21 protein-coding genes and 1 tRNA gene are annotated in these 18,566 nt (G+C 73.4%); 9 read left to right on the top strand and 13 right to left on the bottom strand.

Annotated elements, in window-relative coordinates; genetic code table 11:
• Nucleotides 1–552 (bottom strand): Scr1 family TA system antitoxin-like transcriptional regulator (locus RM780_RS26775; RefSeq protein ID WP_311633489.1); only part of this gene is annotated, 552 nt, incomplete at its 3' end.
• A 379-nt stretch (nt 553–931) separates the two neighbouring features.
• On the opposite strand from RM780_RS26775, the gene RM780_RS26770 reads away from it, so the two are divergent.
• The 4 genes from RM780_RS26770 to RM780_RS26755 all read left to right on the top strand — a co-directional run bounded on the left by RM780_RS26770 (nt 932) and on the right by RM780_RS26755 (nt 3,380).
• A complete protein-coding gene (locus RM780_RS26770) occupies nt 932–1,519 on the top strand; it encodes an ATP-binding protein (protein ID WP_311633488.1) in 588 nt (195 codons plus the stop codon).
• A complete protein-coding gene (locus RM780_RS26765) occupies nt 1,516–1,773 on the top strand; it encodes a hypothetical protein (RefSeq protein ID WP_311633487.1) in 258 nt (85 codons plus the stop codon). The genes RM780_RS26770 and RM780_RS26765 overlap by 4 nt, the downstream gene beginning before the upstream one ends.
• A 185-nt stretch (nt 1,774–1,958) precedes the next feature.
• Nucleotides 1,959–2,186 (top strand): hypothetical protein, encoded by a 228-nt coding sequence (locus RM780_RS26760; RefSeq protein WP_311633486.1) that lies wholly within the window; start codon nt 1,959–1,961, stop codon nt 2,184–2,186.
• 159 nt (nt 2,187–2,345) lie between these two features.
• Nucleotides 2,346–3,380, top strand: a complete 1,035-nt coding sequence (locus RM780_RS26755) for a transcriptional regulator (RefSeq protein WP_311633485.1) — start codon at nt 2,346–2,348, stop codon at nt 3,378–3,380.
• 537 nt (nt 3,381–3,917) lie between these two features.
• Here the strand turns inward: RM780_RS26755 and RM780_RS26750 are convergent.
• A complete protein-coding gene (locus tag RM780_RS26750) occupies nt 3,918–4,280 on the bottom strand; it encodes a type II toxin-antitoxin system prevent-host-death family antitoxin (RefSeq protein WP_311633484.1) in 363 nt (120 codons plus the stop codon).
• Between the two features lie 137 nt (nt 4,281–4,417).
• Between RM780_RS26750 and RM780_RS26745 the strand changes: the two genes are divergently transcribed.
• Nucleotides 4,418–5,221 carry a hypothetical protein gene (locus RM780_RS26745; RefSeq protein WP_311633483.1) on the top strand — a complete coding sequence of 268 codons (804 nt, stop codon included), beginning with the start codon at nt 4,418–4,420 and terminating at the stop codon, nt 5,219–5,221.
• A gap of 172 nt (nt 5,222–5,393) precedes the next feature.
• Here RM780_RS26745 and RM780_RS26740 read toward each other — a convergent pair whose 3' ends face one another.
• A complete protein-coding gene (locus RM780_RS26740) occupies nt 5,394–5,792 on the bottom strand; it encodes a YunG family protein (RefSeq protein ID WP_311633482.1) in 399 nt (132 codons plus the stop codon).
• A 255-nt stretch (nt 5,793–6,047) separates the two neighbouring features.
• On the opposite strand from RM780_RS26740, the gene RM780_RS26735 reads away from it, so the two are divergent.
• Nucleotides 6,048–6,260 (top strand): site-specific integrase, encoded by a 213-nt coding sequence (locus tag RM780_RS26735; protein WP_394813092.1) that lies wholly within the window; start codon nt 6,048–6,050, stop codon nt 6,258–6,260.
• Between the two features lie 179 nt (nt 6,261–6,439).
• On the opposite strand, the gene RM780_RS26730 is transcribed toward RM780_RS26735, so the two are convergent.
• A tRNA-Tyr gene (locus RM780_RS26730) sits at nt 6,440–6,521 on the bottom strand.
• A gap of 133 nt (nt 6,522–6,654) precedes the next feature.
• Here RM780_RS26730 and RM780_RS26725 point away from each other — a divergent pair.
• Genes RM780_RS26725 through RM780_RS26715 form a run of 3 tightly spaced genes read left to right on the top strand, consistent with a single transcriptional unit; the run spans nt 6,655 to nt 9,040 of the window.
• Entirely contained in the window at nt 6,655–7,143 is a 489-nt protein-coding gene (locus tag RM780_RS26725; RefSeq protein WP_311633481.1) for a YajQ family cyclic di-GMP-binding protein, read from the top strand.
• Nucleotides 7,144–7,168: 25 nt separating this feature from the next.
• A complete protein-coding gene (locus tag RM780_RS26720) occupies nt 7,169–8,272 on the top strand; it encodes a magnesium and cobalt transport protein CorA (RefSeq protein ID WP_311633490.1) in 1,104 nt (367 codons plus the stop codon).
• Nucleotides 8,273–8,320: 48 nt separating this feature from the next.
• Complete coding sequence (locus tag RM780_RS26715; protein WP_311633480.1) at nt 8,321–9,040, top strand: DedA family protein; 720 nt, start codon at nt 8,321–8,323, stop codon at nt 9,038–9,040.
• A 163-nt stretch (nt 9,041–9,203) separates the two neighbouring features.
• Here RM780_RS26715 and RM780_RS26710 read toward each other — a convergent pair whose 3' ends face one another.
• The 9 genes from RM780_RS26710 to RM780_RS26670 form a co-directional block, all read right to left on the bottom strand.
• Nucleotides 9,204–9,605: a YccF domain-containing protein gene (locus tag RM780_RS26710; protein ID WP_311633479.1), complete on the bottom strand. Its 402-nt coding sequence runs from the start codon at nt 9,603–9,605 to the stop codon at nt 9,204–9,206.
• A 15-nt stretch (nt 9,606–9,620) separates the two neighbouring features.
• Nucleotides 9,621–10,481, bottom strand: a complete 861-nt coding sequence (htpX, locus tag RM780_RS26705; RefSeq protein WP_311633478.1) for a zinc metalloprotease HtpX — start codon at nt 10,479–10,481, stop codon at nt 9,621–9,623.
• Nucleotides 10,482–10,629: 148 nt separating this feature from the next.
• Entirely contained in the window at nt 10,630–12,225 is a 1,596-nt protein-coding gene (locus tag RM780_RS26700; protein ID WP_311633477.1) for an NADH-quinone oxidoreductase subunit N, read from the bottom strand.
• Nucleotides 12,226–12,233: 8 nt separating this feature from the next.
• Nucleotides 12,234–13,790: a complex I subunit 4 family protein gene (locus RM780_RS26695; protein ID WP_394813091.1), complete on the bottom strand. Its 1,557-nt coding sequence runs from the start codon at nt 13,788–13,790 to the stop codon at nt 12,234–12,236.
• Nucleotides 13,787–15,685 (bottom strand): NADH-quinone oxidoreductase subunit 5 family protein, encoded by a 1,899-nt coding sequence (locus tag RM780_RS26690; RefSeq protein WP_311633475.1) that lies wholly within the window; start codon nt 15,683–15,685, stop codon nt 13,787–13,789. The genes RM780_RS26695 and RM780_RS26690 overlap by 4 nt, the downstream gene beginning before the upstream one ends.
• Nucleotides 15,682–16,080, bottom strand: a complete 399-nt coding sequence (gene nuoK, locus RM780_RS26685) for an NADH-quinone oxidoreductase subunit NuoK (RefSeq protein WP_311633474.1) — start codon at nt 16,078–16,080, stop codon at nt 15,682–15,684. Before nuoK ends, RM780_RS26690 begins: the two co-directional genes overlap by 4 nt.
• Nucleotides 16,080–16,610, bottom strand: a complete 531-nt coding sequence (locus RM780_RS26680; protein ID WP_311633473.1) for an NADH-quinone oxidoreductase subunit J family protein — start codon at nt 16,608–16,610, stop codon at nt 16,080–16,082. Before RM780_RS26680 ends, nuoK begins: the two co-directional genes overlap by 1 nt.
• The gene (locus RM780_RS26675) at nt 16,607–17,155 is read right to left on the bottom strand and encodes a NuoI/complex I 23 kDa subunit family protein (RefSeq protein WP_311633472.1); all 549 of its coding nucleotides are present in this window, start codon (nt 17,153–17,155) and stop codon (nt 16,607–16,609) included. Before RM780_RS26675 ends, RM780_RS26680 begins: the two co-directional genes overlap by 4 nt.
• On the bottom strand, nt 17,152–18,114 hold the full coding sequence (locus RM780_RS26670; RefSeq protein WP_311633471.1) for a complex I subunit 1/NuoH family protein: 963 nt from the start codon (nt 18,112–18,114) through the stop codon (nt 17,152–17,154). The genes RM780_RS26675 and RM780_RS26670 overlap by 4 nt, the downstream gene beginning before the upstream one ends.
• Between the last annotated feature and the right edge of the window lie 452 nt (nt 18,115–18,566).

Genomic DNA, 18,566 nt, shown 5'->3' with positions numbered 1-18,566 from the left:
GCCAACGGGACGGCGCAGGACCGTCTCACTCAACGCAACACGCAGGGTGAGCGGCGCCGTTACCCGGGTGAGGATCGTCTGCCGCTCGATGCGCAGGCGCACTCGGCCTTCGAGTTCCGCGTCCCCAATCCCTCGGGTATGCGTACGGATGACGTCGCGGGCGTAGCCCTCGGTCTGGAACAGCCCCGGGATGATGTCGCTCTGGTACGAATCCTGGCTCACGGCGGCCTCTTCCAGACCCACGTACAGGTCGAATCCCTCCGGGATCACATCGCCGTAGGCATGCCACCACCCTCTGGCCTTGGTTTCCTTCGCGAGCCCCGTCAGCGCCTCGGTCATCTCCGGCGAGGCACCGTAGATCTCGCACATGTTGCGCACGTCGAAGCTGCGCAACGACACCTGGCCCGTCTCGATCCGCCAGATCTTCGGAGTCGACCATTCGAGACTTGCCGCAGCGGCCTTGACCGACAACCGGGCCGCCTCCCTCAGCTCCCGGAGGTACCGGCCGAGTTGGCGCCTCGGCACGGTCGAGCCTGTCGTTCCCTCCGCCATCCGCTCATCCCTTCCGCGTTCATTGTGAAGCCCACCGACGCTCGTTCTGTAGCGCTGTCCGGACTCGGCTTGTAATGCACGTCAACTGTTCGAGCACCAAAAGGCGTACGACGCGACTCGTAGTCTTGCATCCGTCACTGTTCCGCACCCAGCCTAAGGGACAGGCAGTAAGCGGGCCGTAACTCTGCATGAAGTCGGCTGCCCTGCACGCGGCTTGCTCCTCTGCGCGCCGCTCCACCACCCACGGTCAGGACAACGAAGTGACGCACATCGAAACCCTTCTCCGCACGCCGCTCCGGCGGTTGTTAACGCCCCTCGCGGTCTGCTCCGGACCTGCCTCGGGAACGTCCCCGGCCGGGCTGCGCGCAGGGGCCACGCGGTGAGCGCGGCGGCGGGTCTGCCGTTTCTGCTCGTCGGCTGGGCCGGCGGCGAGGCGCGGCAGCCGGTTCTGCGGGTCAGGCGGGCGTTGGGCCGGGCGTTCCCCCAGGTGCGCTGGGCGCGGGAGACCGGCGGCGGTGCGTCGGGGCAGGCGTCCCGTGATCACCTGCTTCTGCGGGTGGCGGGCGAGGCGCGGTGCGCGTCGTCCGTGCGGCGGGCGGTGCGTGAACGGCTCGGCGGCTGGGGGCTGTCGGGGCACGAGGACGCCGTACTGCTGGTAGTCGGGGAGCTGTTCGGCAACGCCGTGGCGCACGCGCCGGGCGAGGTGATGGTCGAAGTCGTCCGGCACGCCGCCTCGTTGGGAGGTGCGGGCGAGGTGTACGTCGCCGTCACCGACCGCTGCCCGCAGCGGGTGCCGGTGCGGCGCGAGGCCGGACCGGACGCCGAGAACGGCCGCGGCCTGGCCCTGGTGGAACGGCTCGCCGACGCCTGGGGCACCAACGTCGGCCGCACGACGAAGACAGTGTGGGCCGCCTTCACCCCGCAGCACCGGGACCGCCCCGGCCGCGAAGCCGGAGGCGCCCGGTGAGCGACGCAATCATGGAAGGCGTGACGGTGGACGCCTCCACGGTCCGCCTCGGCGATCAGATCCTCGTCGGCGGCCAGTGCTACACCGTCACCGACATGACAGCCCTCCCCCGCGGCGGCCGGCGCCTGGAGTTCAACGGCGGCGAGTCGTTCACCATGCGAGCCACCACCGTGCTGTGGGCGACGCGACGGCGCCCGGTGGCCCCGCCTCGCGGGGGCCGGGGCCTGCCGCGCGGCTGGGGAACGATCCGCTGACCTCCTCTGGTGAGCGGTTCGCCGGGGATACGGCTCACGGCAGGGCGGCGTCGGCGAAGGCGCCGCCCTGCCAGCGGTCGGTGAGCGGCTCGCGGGCGGGGCTCCTTGGAGGTCCTTTGGGGGGCTGGCCTCGACAGGTAGGTTCCAGTGGCTGTTCGAAGCACCTCTTGAGGGGGAGACCGCCCGTGGACGTCGTGGCAATCATGGAGGCACTGGCTGAACAGGGCATCACTGTGATCCTCAAGGCTGACTCCGAGCGGATGGCCGAGCGGCGCGAGCCCTGGACATTCGTGGCCAGTGGCGCCCCCTCGCGTGACGATGTCCTCGTGCGAACGGATGCCGCCTCGGTCGAGCAGTGCCTCGAAGCCTGCCTGCCCCGCCTGCGCGAACTGGGCCTTTCGCTGCCCGGGTAACGAGAGGGGTCATCCGGACTCGACGCGCCGAATCACCTGCTGCCAACCCTTCTTGGTCCCTCGCCCCCGGCGTTCCTGCCGACGATGCCACTCAGTGCTCTCGGGGCGTTACGCACTGCGGCTAGGGTGACCGGAGCAGCCCCAGCGGAGGAGGAGCCCGTGCGACGTCGCGAGATGATGACCGGAGCGCTCGGCCTGGGCGCGGGCCTCATCGCCGCCTCCCCCGCCACTCCCGCCGCCGCGGCCGACCCCGCCGCAGCCCTGGAACGGGCCCTCTTCGACGGCCCGTCCGCCGCCCCCGCCCCACTCCCCCGGCTGGCCGCCGCGCTCGGCGCGGCCCGCGCCGACTACGAGGCCACCCGCTACCAGGCCCTCGCCGCCGCGCTCCCAGGGCTGATCGCCACCGCCGAGGCAACCCGTGACGCCGCCGCCGGCCGCGCCCGCGAACAGGCCCACACCCTCCTCGCCCGCGCCTACGTCCTGGCCACCGAACTCGGCGTCAAGCAGCGCTCCGAGGCCACCTGGGTCGCCGCCGACCGCGCCCTCAGCGCCGCCCGCGCCGGCGGCGACCCCCAGCCCATCGGCGAGGCCGCCCGCGTCCTGGCCATCACCATGCGCCGCGCCGGACGCACCCAGGCGGCCGTCAGCCTCCTCTCCCGCACCGCCGCCTCCCTGGACGCGGACCGCGGAACGCCCTCCCCCCAGGCCCTCGCCGCCCGCGCCTGCCTGCTCATGACCGGCGCATACACCGCCGCAGCCGCCAGGCAGCGCACCACCGCCCTCGACCTCCTCGCCGAAGCCGAGGAAACCACCCGCCGCATCCCCCAACACGCCGCCCGCACCGGCCTGTTCGTCATCAACGCCAGCCTCGACGAATGCGCCATGTACCGCATCTCGACGTTCACCGCGCTGGGCACCCCCGACGACGCCCTCCCCTACGCCGCCCGCATCGTCCCCGCCCGCCTGCCCACCACCGAACGCCAGGCCCGCTACCTCACCGACACCGCCCGCATGTGGAACCACATCGGCGACCCCGCCCGCACCTACGCGGCCCTCCGCGCCCTCGAACGCCTCGCCCCCGAAGAAGCCCGCCGCCCCTCCCTGCGCCTGGTCACCACCGACCTCCTCTACTCCCCCCACCACCTCCCGGGCCTGCGCGACTTCGCTACACGGACGGGAGCACTCCCGGGCTGACCTGCGTGCCCGCACTCCCCTGACAGCCGGTGCGGTGGCGCCGCCGACCGGGCCCCCGAATCCCGTCCCGGGCAAGCGCCTTCGGCCTCCCGCACCTAAGCTGTCCACCAGGGTGGCAACGCTGACCCCAGCCCCCGCACGAGGCTCTGACCTGCACAGATGCACTATCGCCGGACTGCTGCAGAATCGGCCCCCGCTGCGGCCCGTATCTGGCGTCTGGCCAGGGACTTTACCTTCGGGTCCTCATCAACCCAGGTGGGTTCGCAACGCGCCCTCGTCCACGACGACCGTGATCCAGGGCCGGGGTCCTGCTCACCCCTGGTGGGTTCGCAACTAGGTCGCCCCACCCTGTGCCGGGCGGTGTTCTCGTGTCCTCGTCAACCACGGGGGGGCGCCGCCACGTCCCCGGCGTAGTCCCGGCGTCCTCATCAACCTGGTGGTTCGCAACGGAAGATCCTGCGGTGCCCGGCGGCTTGGGCGGGCGGTCCTCCGTAGGTTCGGGCAGCGCCAGCCTCCGCAGGGTCAGCGGGCCGCCCGTCACGACCGGCTGTCGTCGTCTGAGCGTGAGGCGGCCGTGGCGGACTCGTACCAGGCCGTCGGTACGACGGCCGCGGCCGGGCGGCCGTAGCGGGTGATGGTGGCGTGGGCGCCTTCGTACTCGACGGCGTCCAGGACGCGGGTGAGGTCTTCGCGGCCGGCGCGGGAGGTCCAGCTTTGGGGTTGGGGGGCCGGGTGGGTGCGGCGGGCGGTGGCGTACCAGTCGGGGGGGACGAAGACGGCGACGACGCGGTCGTTGCGGGTGACCTCGCGGTGGACGCCGCGGTGGGCCGCGTCGGCGAGGACCTCGCCCCAGTGGAGGCGGAGGTGTTCGCTCGGGTCGCGGAGGGCGTCGTTCGGCATGCGGAGATTGTAGGTTGCGCGAGTGTTGTAAGTTATGTAAGTCTTGCGGGGCTGTGAAGACGATGGCCCCGGGCCGACGCGTCACCGTCGGCCCGGCGCCGGACCCGAACCCCTCACCCAACTGAGGAGATCGAGCCTTGCGAAACCCTAGTTGTGAGACGGCCGCCGAGCGCGTCAGGCGGGCCCGCGCCCGTGCCGACGCCGTCACCTACGCGGTCGCCGGCGTGGCGACCGCCTCCTCGCTCGTGGGCATGTGGCCCGTGACGCACGCCGCCGTCCTCGCGGCCCGCATTCCCGGCCCCCTCGTCACGCCCGTGGCCGTGCTCACCCTCGGGCTGCAGGAAGGCACCGTCGTGGCCTGCGCGATCCGGGCCCGCGCGAACGTGCTGGAGAGGGGCGAGACCGGCGTGGACGGCGTTGCCCTGTGGGTGGCCGTCAGCCTCTCGTCGTTCGTCTCCGCCGCCGAGGCCGCCTTCGCCGCGCCCGCGACCGCCTCGCGCGGGGAGCAGGCCGTGACCGTCCTGGTCCGGCTGGCCGCGCCGGTCGTCGCCGGATGGCTGTGGGAGCGCGGGCTCGCGCCGGGACGCCGGGCCGTGCGCGGCGACCTGCCGTGCGTCCTGGCCGCCGTGCGGCAGCGGTTGCGCGCCCACGCGCTGTCCTGGGCCGGGACCGCGGACGCCGACGACCTCGGCCGCCGCCGGGCCGCGGCGCGGGCCGCCCGGCTGTCCGACCGGCTGTGCGGCGCCGACGAGAACGCCCTCACCCGCCGTCAGCGGCGGTTGCTGCGGCGCCTGCGGAGGGCGTTGCGCGCCTGGGGCGTCGCGCACACACAGCGCGGCCGACCGCCGGTACCTGCTGGAAGACGACCCGGGGAATGGCATCAGATGCTTGATCCCGTCATTTGGCAAGAGAGGGCGTGGAGTGGTCGACAGCACGCGTGAAGTACCCGGAGCCGCCCGGTGGGGCTCGTCTCCGAGATCCATCTGCTGCACCCAGAAGACGCAGTCCTCCAGCGCCTGCTCAGCATCAACCCCTCGGTCGCCGAGCGGTGGGCGGCCGGAGCCGTGAGAAGTTTCTATACCGCCGAGGTGGCCCGTCGAAGTCAGCAATCGTTCACATCGGTTCCGGGAGGACACCGAGGTGCTTCCTGACGCGCTCGCGCAACAACAAGTATTCCGCCCAACGGCGAGGCAGCGGCCCCGGAGGACGCTCGACTACGCGAGCCGCACGGATGCTCTGCCCCTGCCGGAACTGCTCGCGTGTCAGGTCGAGTTCGGCCCCGCTGGACAGCCGGTTCCACCAGTGGAAGCCGTGCTGGACTCCGTCGCGATGCACCTCGCCGACCACGAGGTCACCGCCAAAGAGGTCATGGACGATCAGAGCCGTGATGTCGCAGTGTCCCCAAGCTGGGTTATCGGGCCGCCAGCCGGCCACGTCATCGGGCGAGCAAGTCTCAGCGGCCCAGCTCACGCGCAAAGCCTTGTCGATCTCCAGCAGATTCCACGGAGTCATCCCAGCAGCGTCGCAGGCGCCACCGACAATCCAGGGCGTTCCCCGAGCTGAACCCCCAGCGAAGGCCCTGCTCCGCGCACGGAAATATCCGAACCTGCCGACACTTGCCACCTCCCGGCGCGCTCTGGAGCTGACGCGAATCACGTGGGAAGTCGCTCCAGCTCCTGCTGCTGCGGGAAGAGCTGGCCGCCGGACGGGCGGCTCTTCCGGACCCGCGCGGCGGGCTGATCCAGGAGAGCGAGGAAGGCGGAGCTGGTGGGCTCGGCGCTGGCGAAGCGGCCCTACGATCTGCGGCACACCGCGGTCTCCACATGGCTGGCCTCGGGGGTCGATCCGCAGACGGTGGCCAGGCGGGCCGGGCACAGCGTGATGGTGCTGTTCCGCGTCTACGCCAAGTTCATCGCGGACAGCGACGAGGCGGCCAACGCCCGGATCTCCGCCCGCCTGGGAGAACGCGGCACCGCGTAGGGCCGAGGCTCCCCGAGGCCGGCCAGGCCGTCCCACGGATATCCCACACGCGCTGGTCAGGAGGCGATTCCGGGCGGGGCAGAGCGGGACAAGGCAGACATTGAGCGCTGCCTGGAGGGCGGGGCAGCAAGAAGGCCCCCGACGCGCAAACGCGCTGGTCAGGGGCCGTAGTGTTGGTGTGGCGGCGCCAGGATTCGAACCTGGGAAGGCTGAGCCGGCAGATTTACAGTCTGCTCCCTTTGGCCACTCGGGCACACCGCCTGGCAACGGGCACAACGATACCCGATGCCGGGGGGTGGTCCGCCACCTGGTTGTTCGGGGTGGAGGGGTGGGTGGGGGTGGCTAGGCTGGGCGGCGACTGCCCGTGCGTTCTCGGTGAGGAGCCCGACACATCATGGCCGACTCCAGTTTCGACATCGTCTCGAAGGTCGACCGGCAGGAGGTCGACAACGCGCTCAATCAGGCGTCCAAGGAGATCTCCCAGCGGTACGACTTCCGGGGGGTGGGGGCGTCGATCGCGTGGTCGGGGGAGCGGATCGAGATCCGGGCCAACGCGGAGGAGCGGGCGAAGGCCGTGCTGGACATCTTCCAGTCCAAGCTCGTCAAGCGCGGGATCTCGCTGAAGGCCCTGGACTCCGGGGAGCCGCAGGCCTCCGGGAAGGAGTACCGGCTGTACTCCACGATCAAGGAGGGGATCTCCTCCGAGGACGCCAAGAAGGTGGCGAAGCTGATCCGCGACGAGGGCCCCAAGGGCGTGAAGGCGCAGGTGCAGGGGGACGAGCTGCGGGTGAGTTCCAAGAGCCGGGACGCGCTCCAGGAGGTCCAGCGCCTGGTGCGGGAGAAGGACTTCGACTTCGCGGTGCAGTTCGTCAACTACCGTTGAGCGAGAGGCGGGCGAGCCCGTGTCCATGATCAGCAACCTGCGGAAGGCCGTGCGGCGGGGGCAGCCCGGTGCCGACGGGGCGGCGGGCCGCGTGGATCTGAGTCACCCGGCGCGTTCCCCGCTGGGCTCGGCGGTGGTGAACTGCGCGGTGTACCGCAACGGCGTTCGCCGGCCAGGCCACCACCGCCCCGCGGAGGCGATCGGGCACGTGCGGCGGCGGCCGGGCGGTTTCGTGTGGATCGGGCTGCACGAGCCGAGCGAGGAGGAGTTCGCGGGGGTCGCGGAGCTGTTCGGGCTGCACCCGCTGGCCGTGGAGGACGCCGTGCACGCGCACCAGCGCCCGAAGCTGGAGCGGTACGACGACACGCTGTTCACGGTGTTCAAGACCGTGCGCTACGTCGAGCACGCCGAGCTGACCTCGACCAGCGAGGTGGTGGAGACCGGGGAGATCATGATCTTCACCGGCAAGGACTTCGTGGTCACCGTGCGGCACGGCGGGCACGGGTCGCTCGGCCCCCTGCGCGAGGGCCTGGAGGAGGACCCCGAGCACCTGGCCAAGGGGCCCTCCGCGGTCCTGCACGCCATCGCCGACCACGTCGTGGACCACTACCTGGACGTGGCCGCGGCGGTGCGGGACGACATCGACGAGATCGAGTCGGCCGTCTTCGCGGAGCTGCGGGGCCGGGGCGCGGACCCCGGGCAGATCTACCAGCTCAAGCGGGAGCTGCTGGAGCTGAAGCGGGCGGTCGCGCCGCTGGACCGGCCGTTGCAGCAGCTCGCGGACACGGCGATGCCGATGGTGGACCCGGACATCCGCCGGTACTTCCGGGACGTCTCGGACCACCTGACGCGCGTCTCGGACCAGGTCTCGGGCTACGACGCGCTGATCGACTCGATCCTCCAGGCCAACCTGGCGCAGATCACCGTCGCCCAGAACGAGGACATGCGCAAGATCACGGCCTGGGCGGCGATCATCGCCGTGCCGACCATGGTCTGCGGCGTCTACGGCATGAACTTCGAGCACATGCCGGAGCTGCGCTGGACCTTCGGCTACCCCATGGTGATCGGTGTCATCGTCGTGGCCTGCTTCTTCCTCCACCGTGGATTTCGCAGGAACGGCTGGCTGTAAGACCCTGGGTGGATCCGCACTCCTGCCCGGATTGCCTAGGCTGGGCCCGTGGAAAACGCGATCCTCGATGCCATCGAAGGGTTCATCGCCACCCCCTGGGTGTACGTGGCACTCTTCGCCGTCGCCAAGCTGGACGGCTTCTTCCCCGTGGTGCCCAGCGAGACCCTGGTGGTCACGCTGGGGGTCTTCGCGGCGGCGGACGGCAATCCGAACATCGCGCTGGTGATCGTCTTCGCCGCGCTGGGGGCGTTCGCCGGGGACCACATCTCGTACTACATAGGCCGCAAGTCGGGGTCCCGGGTCTACGCCCGGCTCAAGCCCGGGAGCCGGACGCGGAAGGCGTACGACCGCGTGGGCGACCTGCTGGAGAAACGCGGCGGGCTGGTGCTGATCATCGCGCGGTACATCCCGGGCGGCCGGACGGCGGCGACGCTGACCACCGGCGCGACCCGGTACCCGCTGCGGTCCTTCTCGATGTACGACGCGATCGCGGCGGTGAGCTGGGCGGTCTACTCGGCGATGATCGGCTTCGTGGGCGGCCACGCCTTCGAGGACAACCCGCTGCGGGGCGTCGCGCTGGGCCTGGGCCTGGCGCTGGTGCTGGCCGCGCTGCACGAGGGGGTGCGGTTCGCGCGGGAGCGCGTGGTGGCGGGGCGGGAGGCCGCAGCGGCGGCGGGCGCGGCTGGGGTGGAGGGAGGCCTCGGCGTGCCGGAGGACGGCGGGCCGGGCCGGGAGAACGAGCCGCGCCGGGAGAACGAGGCGGGCTGAGGCCTCGGGGCAACGCCACCGGCCGGGCGCCTCGGGGCAACGCCACCGGCCGGGCGCCTCGGGGCAACGCCACCGGCCGGGCGCCTCGGGGCAACGCCACCGGCCGGGCGCCTCGGGGCAACGCCACCGGCCGGGCGCCTTGGGATAACGCCACCGGCCGGGGCTACCAGCGGTAGCCCGGGTAGGCGGGGGAGGCCGTCGGGACGATCTCGCGGCCCAGGGGCATCAGCGAGACCGGCACGAGCTTGAAGTGGGCGATGCCGAACGGGATGCCGATGATCGTCAGGCAGAAGCCGATGCCCGCCAGGACGTGCCCGATCGCCAGCCAGATCCCGGCCACGACGAACCAGATGACGTTCCCGATCCCCGAGGCCAGGCCCGCGTCGCGGCGCTCGGTGACGCGGTAGCCGAAGGGCCACAGCGCGTACACCGCGATCCGGAAGCAGGCGATGCCGAAGGGGATCGTGACGATGAGGACGCAGCAGATCAGGCCCGCCACGGCGTAGCCCAGGGCCATCCACAGGCCGGAGAAGAGGAACCACAGGAGGTTCAGGAGCGTTCGCACCCTCCCAGGATGGCCTCAGGAACGGCCGCCCGCCATGCGTTCCAGCCGGGAGATGCGCTCGGCCATCGGCGGGTGGGTGGCGAACATCCGGGCCAGGCCCTCGCCGCGGCGGAAGGGGTTGGCGATCATCAGGTGGCTGGCGGTCTCGAGCTGCGGCTCGGGGCGCAGCGGGCGGGCCTGGGTGCCGGCCTCGAGCTTGCGCAGGGCGCTGGCCAGGGCGAGCGGGTCGCCGGTGAGGGCGGCGCCGGAGGCGTCGGCCTCGAACTCGCGGGAGCGGCTGACGGCGAGCTGGATGAGGCTGGCGGCCAGGGGGCCCAGCAGCATCACGAGCAGCATCCCGACGATGCCGGGGCCGTCCTCGTCGTCGCGGCCGATGGGGATGAACCAGGCGAAGTTCACCAGGAACATGATCACCGAGGCCATCGCGCCGGCCACCGAGGAGATCAGGATGTCGCGGTTGTAGACGTGGCTCAGCTCGTGCCCGATGACACCGCGCAGCTCACGCTCGTCGAGCAGGCGCAGGATGCCCTCGGTGCAGCAGACGGCGGCGTTGCGCGGGTTGCGGCCCGTGGCGAAGGCGTTGGGGGCCTCGGTCGGCGAGATGTAGAGCCGGGGCATGGGGGCCCTGGCCTGGCCGGCCAGCTCGCGGACCATGCGGTACAGCTCGGGGGCCTCGAACTCGCTCACCGGGCGGGCGCGCATGGCGCGCAGCGCGATCTTGTCGCTGTTCCAGTACGCGTAGCCGTTGGTGGCCAGGGCGATCAGCAGGGCTATGACCAGGCCGGTGCGGCCGAAGAAGCTGCCGATCAGCAGGATCAGCGCGGACATGCCGCCCAGCAGCGCGGCGGTCCGCAGTCCGTTGTGCCGGCGGTGCACGGTGTGCCCTCCAGGTTGCGCAGTGTGGGGGTGCCCGGATGGACCCGGATGTCGGAGTTTCTCCACTACCAGTGGACACTCCCGATGTGCACAACGCCATACGAGCGAGCTGCGTTCCCTTGTCAGGCACAGGACCCGCGCACGGCGTCTACCAGATGGCCCCCGAGGCGAGGGTGAGGACGAGCTGGGGGGCGGCGGAGAGGGCCAGGCCCAGGGCCGCGGAGAGGGCGATGGCGCCGGTGAGGGGGGTGGGGAGGCGCTCGGGGAGGGGCTCGGAGGGGTGCTCCGGAACGTCCGCGGCGGGCGTTGCCCGGGGCGTTTCCCCGGCCGTGTCGTCGTCGGCGGGGGCGGGGGCCTGGGCCGGCTCCGGGCCGCGGAAGAGGAGGGCCGTCCACCGCAAGTAGTAGACGAGGGCGAGGGCGACGTTGACGGCCATGGCGACGGCCAGCGGGGCGAGGCCCGCCTCCACGGCCGTGGCGAAGACCGCGACCTTCGCGAAGAGCCCGATGACGCCGGGCGGCAGCCCGGCCAGGCAGAGCAGGAAGAACGCCAGGGCGAGCGCGGCGAGCGGGCGGCGGGCGTACAGGCCCCGGTAGTCCGCGACCCGGTGGGCGGGGCTGCGGCGGGCGACGTGGGCGGCCACGGCGAACGCCCCCAGGTTGACGGCCGCGTACATCAGCCCGTACGCGAGGGCGGCGCCGACCGCGTCCCCCGGGGTGTCCTCGTAGGCCGCGGCGGCGACCGGGACCAGCAGGTAGCCGGCCTGGCCGACCGAGGACCAGGCCAGCAGGCGGATCGCGCTGCCGGGGGCCTCGGGGTCGGTGCGCAGCGCGGCGGCGTTCCCCACGGTCATGGTCAGGCCGGCGAGCACGGCGACGGCCGGGCCCCACAGGCCGCCGTAGCCGGGGAAGGCGCGGACGGCGACGAGGATCAGCCCGGCCAGGCCCGCGGCCTTGCCGACCACGGAGAGGTAGCCGGCCACGGGCAGGGGGGCGCCCGCGTAGGTGTCGGGGACCCAGAAGTGGAAGGGGACGGCCGCGGCCTTGAAGACGAAGCCGACGAGGGTGAGGACCACCCCGGCGCGGACCACGGTGGCCAGCTCGGGGGCGGCCTCGCCGGGGAGGCGGGCGGCGATCTCGTCCAGGTAGAGGGTGCCGGCGCCCGCGTAGACGAAGCCGATGCCCAGCAGCGAGACGGCCGTGGCGGTGATGGAGGAGAGGAAGAAGGTCAGGGCCGCCTCGGGGCCGCGCTCGCCGGGGCCGCGCCGCAGGGCGACCAGGGCGTAGGCGGGGAGGGTGGTGACCTCCAGGGCGAGGACGAGGGTGGCCAGGTCGCGGGCGGCGGGCAGCAGCGCGGCGCCGGAGGCCGAGGACAGCAGCAGGAACCAGAACTCCCCCTCGTGGCCGCGGCGTTCGCGTTCGCCGGGCAGGGAGAGCAGCGCGGTCAGGAAGGCCCCGCCGAGGACGAGGAGCTGCACGGTCAGCGCGAAGCGGTCGGCGGCGTAGGAGCACAGGTCCGGGCCGCCGGGCGCGCAGAAGGTGGTGCGGTCGCCCGCGCGCAGGGGCAGCAGCGCGAGCAGGGCCAGGGCGAGCGTTGCCGCCGCGGCCGGGCCGAGGAGCCGCTTGCGGGCTTCGGGGAGGAACAGGTCGGCGGCCAGGACGGCCAGGGCGCCGGCCGCGGCGATGACCGGGGGCGCGATGACCGCCCACTCCACGGACTGGACCATGCTCGTCGGAGCGCTCATCGGAAGGGTCATCGGAGGGCTCCCGGCAGGAGGTCGCGCACGGCGGGACCGGTGAGGTCGAGCAGCACGGCGGGCCACAGCCCGGCCAGCAGGATCAGCGCGACCAGGGGCACGGCGGCGGCGTACTCGTGGGCCCGCAGGCCGGGCGGCGCGGGCTCGCCGGGCGCCTCGGCCGGCGAGCCCGTGCAGACGCGGCGGACGACGATCAGCAGGTAGGCGGCGGTCAGCAGGGTGCCGAACGCGGCCACGGCCAGGTAGGTGAGGAACGCGGGCCTGCTCAGGGCGTTGTCCGGGTCGAACGCCCCGAGCAGCGCGAGCAGTTCGCCCCAGAACCCGGCCAGGCCCGGCAGGCCGAGCGAGGCGACGGCGGCGAACGCCAGCAGCGCGCCCAGGCGCGGGACGCGGGCGTAGAGGGCGGCGCCGCCGCTCCCGGCGAGGCGGTCGAGGTCGAGCGTTCCGGCGCGCTCCTTGAGGGAGCCGGCCAGGAAGAACAGCAGGCCGGTGATCAGGCCGTGGGCGACGTTGGCGAACAGGGCGCCGTTGAGGCCGGTACGGGTGAGGGTGGCGATGCCCAGGAGGACGAAGCCCATGTGGCCCACGGAGGAGTAGGCGATCAGGCGCTTCAGGTCGCCGCCCGCGCCCTGGCGGGAAAGAGAGAGGCAGGCGAGGGAGCCGTAGACGATGCCGGCCACGGCGAACGCCCCCAGGTAGGGCGCGAAGACCTCCATCCCCTCGGGGGCGGCGGGGACCGCGATGCGGACCAGGCCGTAGGTGCCCATCTTCAGCAGCACGCCGGCCAGCAGCACCGAGCCGGTGGTCGGCGCGGCGGTGTGGGCGTCGGGGAGCCAGCTGTGCAGGGGCCACATCGGGGTCTTCACGGCCAGGCCCAGGGCGATGGCGAGGACGGCGAGGATCTGGGTGCCGCGGCCGATCCCGTCGCCGTGCGCCTCGGCGAGCGCGACCATGTCGAACGTCCCGGCCGCGCCGCCGAGCAGCAGCAGGCCCAGCAGCATCACGACCGAGCCGAGCACGGTGTAGAGGACGAAGCGCCAGGCGGCGGCCTCGCGCCCGGCGCCGCCCCAGCGGGCGATGAGGAAGTACATCGGGACCAGCACCAGCTCGAAGGCCAGGAAGAACAGCACGAGGTCGAGGGCGGCGAAGGTGGCCAGCGTTCCGGCTTCGAGCAGCAGGAGCAGGGAGACCAGGGGCGCGGTGCGGGGGCCCTCGGGCGGGCGGGCCAGGGTGTGCAGGGCGCACAGGAAGGCCAGCAGGGCGGTGAGGACGACCAGCGGCAGGGAGATGCCGTCCACGCCGAGGTGGAGGCGGACGCCGAGGGCGGGAATCCAGGAGACGTCGGTCTCGGCCTGCATCCGGGCGGGGTCGTCGTGGTCGAAGCCGGCGGCCAGGGCGAGGGCCCCGGCCAGGAGGGCGCCGGTGACGGCGACGCCGAGGAGGGCGGGGAGGCGGTGGGCGTTCGCGGCGTTGGTCCGCAGGAGGGGCGCAGCGGCGGCTCCCAGGAGCGGGAGGGCCAGGAGGGCGGTCAGCAGGAGGTTCACGGCGCTCACTTCCCGCCCGTCGCGGCGACGAGGGCGGCCACGGTCAGGGCCAGCGCGCCCGCGGCCAGGGCGCTGAGGTACGTCTGGGCGTTGCCGGTCTGGGCGCGGCGGGCGAGCGCGCCGAGGAGGCCGGGGGTGGCGGCGGCGCCGCGGACGTAGGTCTCGATGACGGCGCGGTCCAGGAAGCGGACCAGGCGGGCCGCGGCGCGCACGGGCCGGACGAAGGCCGTCGCGTAGGCCGCGTCGAGGTGGAATCCGGCGGCGGCGTGCGGGTGGAGGCGGCCCAGCAGCGCGGGCGCGGGGTCCTGGGGGCCGTCGGCCTCGTAGGCGCGGCGCCAGGCGGCCCAGGCCGTTGCCCCGCCGAGGAGGGCGGCGCCGGTGGCCAGCACGGAGGTGGTGAGCACGGGGCCGAGGTCGCCGCCGTCGAACCAGTCGGGCAGCGTTCCGTAGACCAGGCCGAGGCCGACGGCCGGGATGGCGAGCAGCCACAGGACGGCCGTCTCGGCGGGCCCGGCGCCCTCGCCGGGCGGGACGGGCTCCTCGCGGGAGCCGGCCGGGTCGTGGAAGGCGAGCAGCCACAGGCGGGCGGCGTAGGCGGCGGTGAGCAGGGCGGTGGCCAGGCCGGCGGCGAGGACCAGCCAGCCCGCGGCGGCGGGGACGCCGTGGCCGGGGTCCAGGGCGGCGTGCTCGGCGGCGCCCAGGACGGCCTCCTTGGAGAAGAAGCCGGAGAAGGGCGGGACGGCGGCCAGGGCGAGCAGGCCGAGGGTCAGGCCCCAGAAGGCGTCCGGCGCACGGCGCTTGAGGTCCCGCATCCGGGAGAGCGCGGCCAGCGAGCCGGTGCCTGCGGTGTGGATGAGCACGCCCGCGGCGAGGAAGAGCAGGGCCTTGAACGCCCCGTGCGTCAGCAGGTGGAAGACGGCGGCCTCGCGGTCGGCGACGGCCAGGGCGCCGGTCATGTAGCCGAGCTGGCCGATGGTGGAGTACGCCAGCACGCGCTTGACGTCGTCCTGGGCGAGGGCGGCCAGGGCCGAGCCGAGCATGGTGAGCGCGGAGACGACGGCCAGCACCAGGAGCGCGGCGGCGGAGGCAGCGAAGACGGGCAGCAGGCGGGCGACGAGGTACACCCCGGCGGCGACCATGGTCGCGGCGTGGATGAGGGCGGAGACGGGGGTGGGGCCGGCCATGGCGTCCGGCAGCCAGGTGTGCAGCGGGACCTGCGCGGACTTCCCGGCCACGCCGGCGAGCAGCAGCAGGGCGATGAGGGTGGGGTGTTCCAGGCCCTCTCCGGCGAGGTGGGCGGTGACCCCGCTGATGCGGAACGTCCCCGCCTCGGAGGCCAGCGCCAGGATGCCGATGAGGAAGGGCACGTCGCCGAGCTTGGTGACGAGGAACGCCTTGAGCGAGGCGGAGCGGGCGGCGGAAGTCTCCCAGTAGTGGCCGACGAGGAAGTAGGAGCAGATGCCCATCACCTCCCAGCCGGTCAGCAGCACGATGAGGTCGTCGGTGTAGACGACCAGCAGCATCGCGGCGGTGAACAGGGAGACCAGCGCGGCGTAGGAGGGGTAGCGGGCGTCCCCGCGCAGGTAGCCGGTGGAGTAGATCTGCACGCAGCTCGCGACGACGGCGGCCAGGACCGCGACGAGGACGGCGAACCCGTCCAGGTGCAGGGCGAGGTCGACCGGCAGCAGGTCGTTGCCCGTGGGCGTGAGGCGGGTGGCGGCGGCCACGGGCTCGTCCCCGCCCTGCCGCACCGCGACGAGCACGGCGAGGGCGGCGGAGGTGAGGGTGGGCAGGACGGCCAGCGGGCGGACGTAGCCGGGGGCGCGGCGGCCGGTGAGCAGGATCAGGGCGGCGGCGGCGAAGGGCAGCAGCGGGACGAGGACGGCGGCCGTGGTGGTGTTCAACGCCCGGCCTCCCGTTCGCGATCGGCCGCGGGCCGGTCCCCGGCGGGCGCGGCGGCCTCGGCGCGGGCCGCGGGCCGCAGCGGGGCGGCCTCGCCGGTGCCGCGGCCGGCCCGGTCCACGGCGGAGGTGCCGCGGCGGCGGTGGATGAGCAGGACGATGGCCAGGCCGATGCCGATCTCGGCGGCGGCCAGGGCGATGAGGAAGAGCGTGAAGACCTGCCCGGAGTGGGCGGCGTCGCGCAGCCAGACGTCGAAGGCGACGAGGTTGAGGCTGACCGCCGCGAGCATCAGCTCCACGGACATCAGCAGCAGGATGGCGTTGCGCCGGGCCAGGACGCCGTACAGGCCCGCGCAGAACAGCAGCGCGGAGAGGACGACGGGGTAGAGCAGGTGCATCAGCCGCCCCGCTTCCGGGACAGGACGATGGCGCCGACGAGGGCGGCCAGCAGCAGCACGGACAGGGCCTCGAAGGGCAGGACCCAGACCCGGAAGAGGCTCTCGCCCAGCGGCCCGGACTCCCCGTGCGGCCCGGCGTCGAGGTCGATCCAGGCGGTGCGGAACGCGTCCACGACGAGGGTGACCAGCAGCGCGGCGGAGGCGAGGGCGGCGGCCAGGGCCACGGGCCGGTTGCGGGAGTCGGCGTCCGGGGAGGGTCCGATGGGGGCCTCGGTGAGCATCAGGCCGAAGAGCAGCAGCACGATCACCGAGCCGAGGTAGATGAGGACCTGCACCCAGGCGACGAACTCGGCGGTCAGCAGCAGGTACTGCACGGCCAGGCCGCCGAGCGCGACGACCAGCCACAGGGCGGCGTGCACGAGGTGGCGGCTGGTGACGCAGAGCACGGCGGCGGCGAGGATCACGAGGCCGATGAGGACGAACGCGATCTCCTGGCCGGACGGGGAGAGGTAGGCGTTGCCCCCGGTCACGGGCCCTCCCCGGGCTCGGTCTTCTCCGCCGCCGCTGCCGCCTTGGCCTCGGCGGTGCGGGCGGCGGCCACCTCCTTGGGCTCCTCGGCGGCCTCGTCCAGCGGCGGCGGCGCGGGCACGGTCCACATCCACTCGCGCAGCCGGTCGCGCTCGTGGGTGAGGTCGCGGATGTCGGTCTCCGCGTACTCGAACTCGGGCGACCAGAACAGGGCGTCGAACGGGCAGACCTCGACGCAGATCCCGCAGTACATGCACAGCGAGAAGTCGATCGCGAACCGGTCCAGGACGTTGCGGCTGCGCTCCCGCCCGCCCGGCGCGGCGGCCGGCAGCGTCTCCTTGTGGGAGTCGATGTAGATGCACCAGTCGGGGCACTCGCGGGCGCAGAGCATGCAGACCGTGCAGTTCTCCTCGAACAGCGCGATCACGCCGCGGCTGCGGGCGGGCAGCGCGGGCTGCGTCTCGGGGTAGTGCTGGGTGACGGCGCGCCGGGTCAGGGCGCGGAGCGTGACGGCGAGGCCCTTGGCGAGCCCTGAGCCGTGGCTCATTGGATCACCACCTTGAGGGTTCCGGTGAGCGCGATCTGCGCGAGGGCGAGCGGCACGAGCACGGTCCAGGCGAACTTCTGGATCTGGTCGGCGCGCAGCCGGGGCCAGGCCACGCGCGCCCAGATGACGAGGAAGGCCAGGGCGGCCGTCTTCAGCAGCATCCACAGCCAGCCGATCTGCTCCTCGGCGAACGGCCCGTGCCAGCCGCCGAGGAAGAGCACGCTGGTCAGGGCGCAGACGACGACGATCCCGGCGTACTCGGCGAGGAGGAAGAACGCGAAGCGCAGCCCGGAGTACTCGGTATACGCGCCGAAGACGATCTCCTCGGCGGCGATCGGGGCGTCGAAGGGCGGGCGTTGCAGCTCGGCCAGGCCGGCGGTGAAGAAGACGAACGCCCCGGCGAGCTGCCAGGGCACCCACCACCACTCGAAGGCGCCGAGGATGCCGGTCAGGCTGAGCGTTCCCGCCGCCATGGCGACGGAGGCGGCGGACAGCAGCAGGGGCAGCTCGTAGGCCATCAGCTGGGCGGCGGTGCGCAGGCCGCCGAGGAGGGCGTACTTGTTGGCGGAGGCCCAGCCGCCCATCAGCGAGCCGAGGACGCCGACGCCGAGGACGGCCAGCACGAAGAAGATCCCGGCGTCCACGACCTGGCCGACCATGCCGTCGGGGCCGATGGGGATCGCGATCAGCACGGTCAGGTACGGGATGAGGGCGACGGCCGGCGCGAGCTGGAAGACGCGGCGGTCGGCCCCGGCCGGGATCGTGTCCTCCTTCTGCGCGAACTTCACGCCGTCGGCGACGAGTTGGGCCCAGCCGTGGAAGCCGCCGGCGTGCATGGGGCCGACGCGGCCCTGCATGTGCGCCATCACCTTGTGCTCGCCCTGCCCGACGAGCAGCGGCAGCACGAGGAACGCGAGCAGCACGGCCGCCACCCGGACGAGCGCGTCCGCGAGGTCCATCACTCGCCTCCCTCGCGGGGCGCCTCGGAAGCTTCGCCCCCGGTCCCCTGCTCCTCACGGGGCTCCTGGCTGCCGCCCGTGGCCTCCTTCGGAGCGGAACTCCCGCGGCGCGCGTCCGGCGACGCGCCGCCGGGACCATCGGCCGGGCCCCCCGGTGCCGGGGCCTCCGGCCCCTGACGGGCGGAACTCGTTGGCTCGTCGGCCGGAGGCCGCGCTGCGGAGCCCTGCGAGGCGGAGGGGGCGCGGCGGGAGCCCGGCGCCGGGCGTTCCGGGGTGGAGGATCGGCCGTCCGGGTTCGGTGCAGGCGGAAGCTCCTCGCCGGAGGCGTCGGGCGCGGGCGGGCGCCGGCTCGCCGAACCCTCCGCGGCCGAACGGGCCCGGCGCGGGCGCGCGGGCGGGCGTTCCGGGGTGGACGGCTCGCCGTCCGGGGCCGGTGCGGGCGGGCGTTGGGT

It is taken from the genome of Streptomyces boetiae (genome assembly GCF_031845405.1).
Lineage (GTDB): Bacteria > Actinomycetota > Actinomycetes > Streptomycetales > Streptomycetaceae > Streptomyces > Streptomyces boetiae.
This window is presented reverse-complemented; position numbering and strand designations above follow the sequence as displayed.

What these genes read in the sequence shown, in the direction of transcription:
- RM780_RS26750 (WP_311633484.1), bottom strand. Translation starts at nt 4,280, where the DNA reads ATGCCGAACGACGCCCTCCGCGACCCGAGCGAACACCTCCGCCTCCAC.
- RM780_RS26675 (WP_311633472.1), bottom strand. Translation starts at nt 17,155, where the DNA reads ATGAGCCACGGCTCAGGGCTCGCCAAGGGCCTCGCCGTCACGCTCCGC.
- RM780_RS26720 (WP_311633490.1), top strand. Translation starts at nt 7,169, where the DNA reads ATGATCAGCAACCTGCGGAAGGCCGTGCGGCGGGGGCAGCCCGGTGCC.
- nuoK (WP_311633474.1), bottom strand. Translation starts at nt 16,080, where the DNA reads ATGCACCTGCTCTACCCCGTCGTCCTCTCCGCGCTGCTGTTCTGCGCG.
- RM780_RS26670 (WP_311633471.1), bottom strand. Translation starts at nt 18,114, where the DNA reads ATGGACCTCGCGGACGCGCTCGTCCGGGTGGCGGCCGTGCTGCTCGCG.
- RM780_RS26740 (WP_311633482.1), bottom strand. Translation starts at nt 5,792, where the DNA reads ATGACTCCGTGGAATCTGCTGGAGATCGACAAGGCTTTGCGCGTGAGC.
- RM780_RS26700 (WP_311633477.1), bottom strand. Translation starts at nt 12,225, where the DNA reads ATGAGCGCTCCGACGAGCATGGTCCAGTCCGTGGAGTGGGCGGTCATC.
- RM780_RS26725 (WP_311633481.1), top strand. Translation starts at nt 6,655, where the DNA reads ATGGCCGACTCCAGTTTCGACATCGTCTCGAAGGTCGACCGGCAGGAG.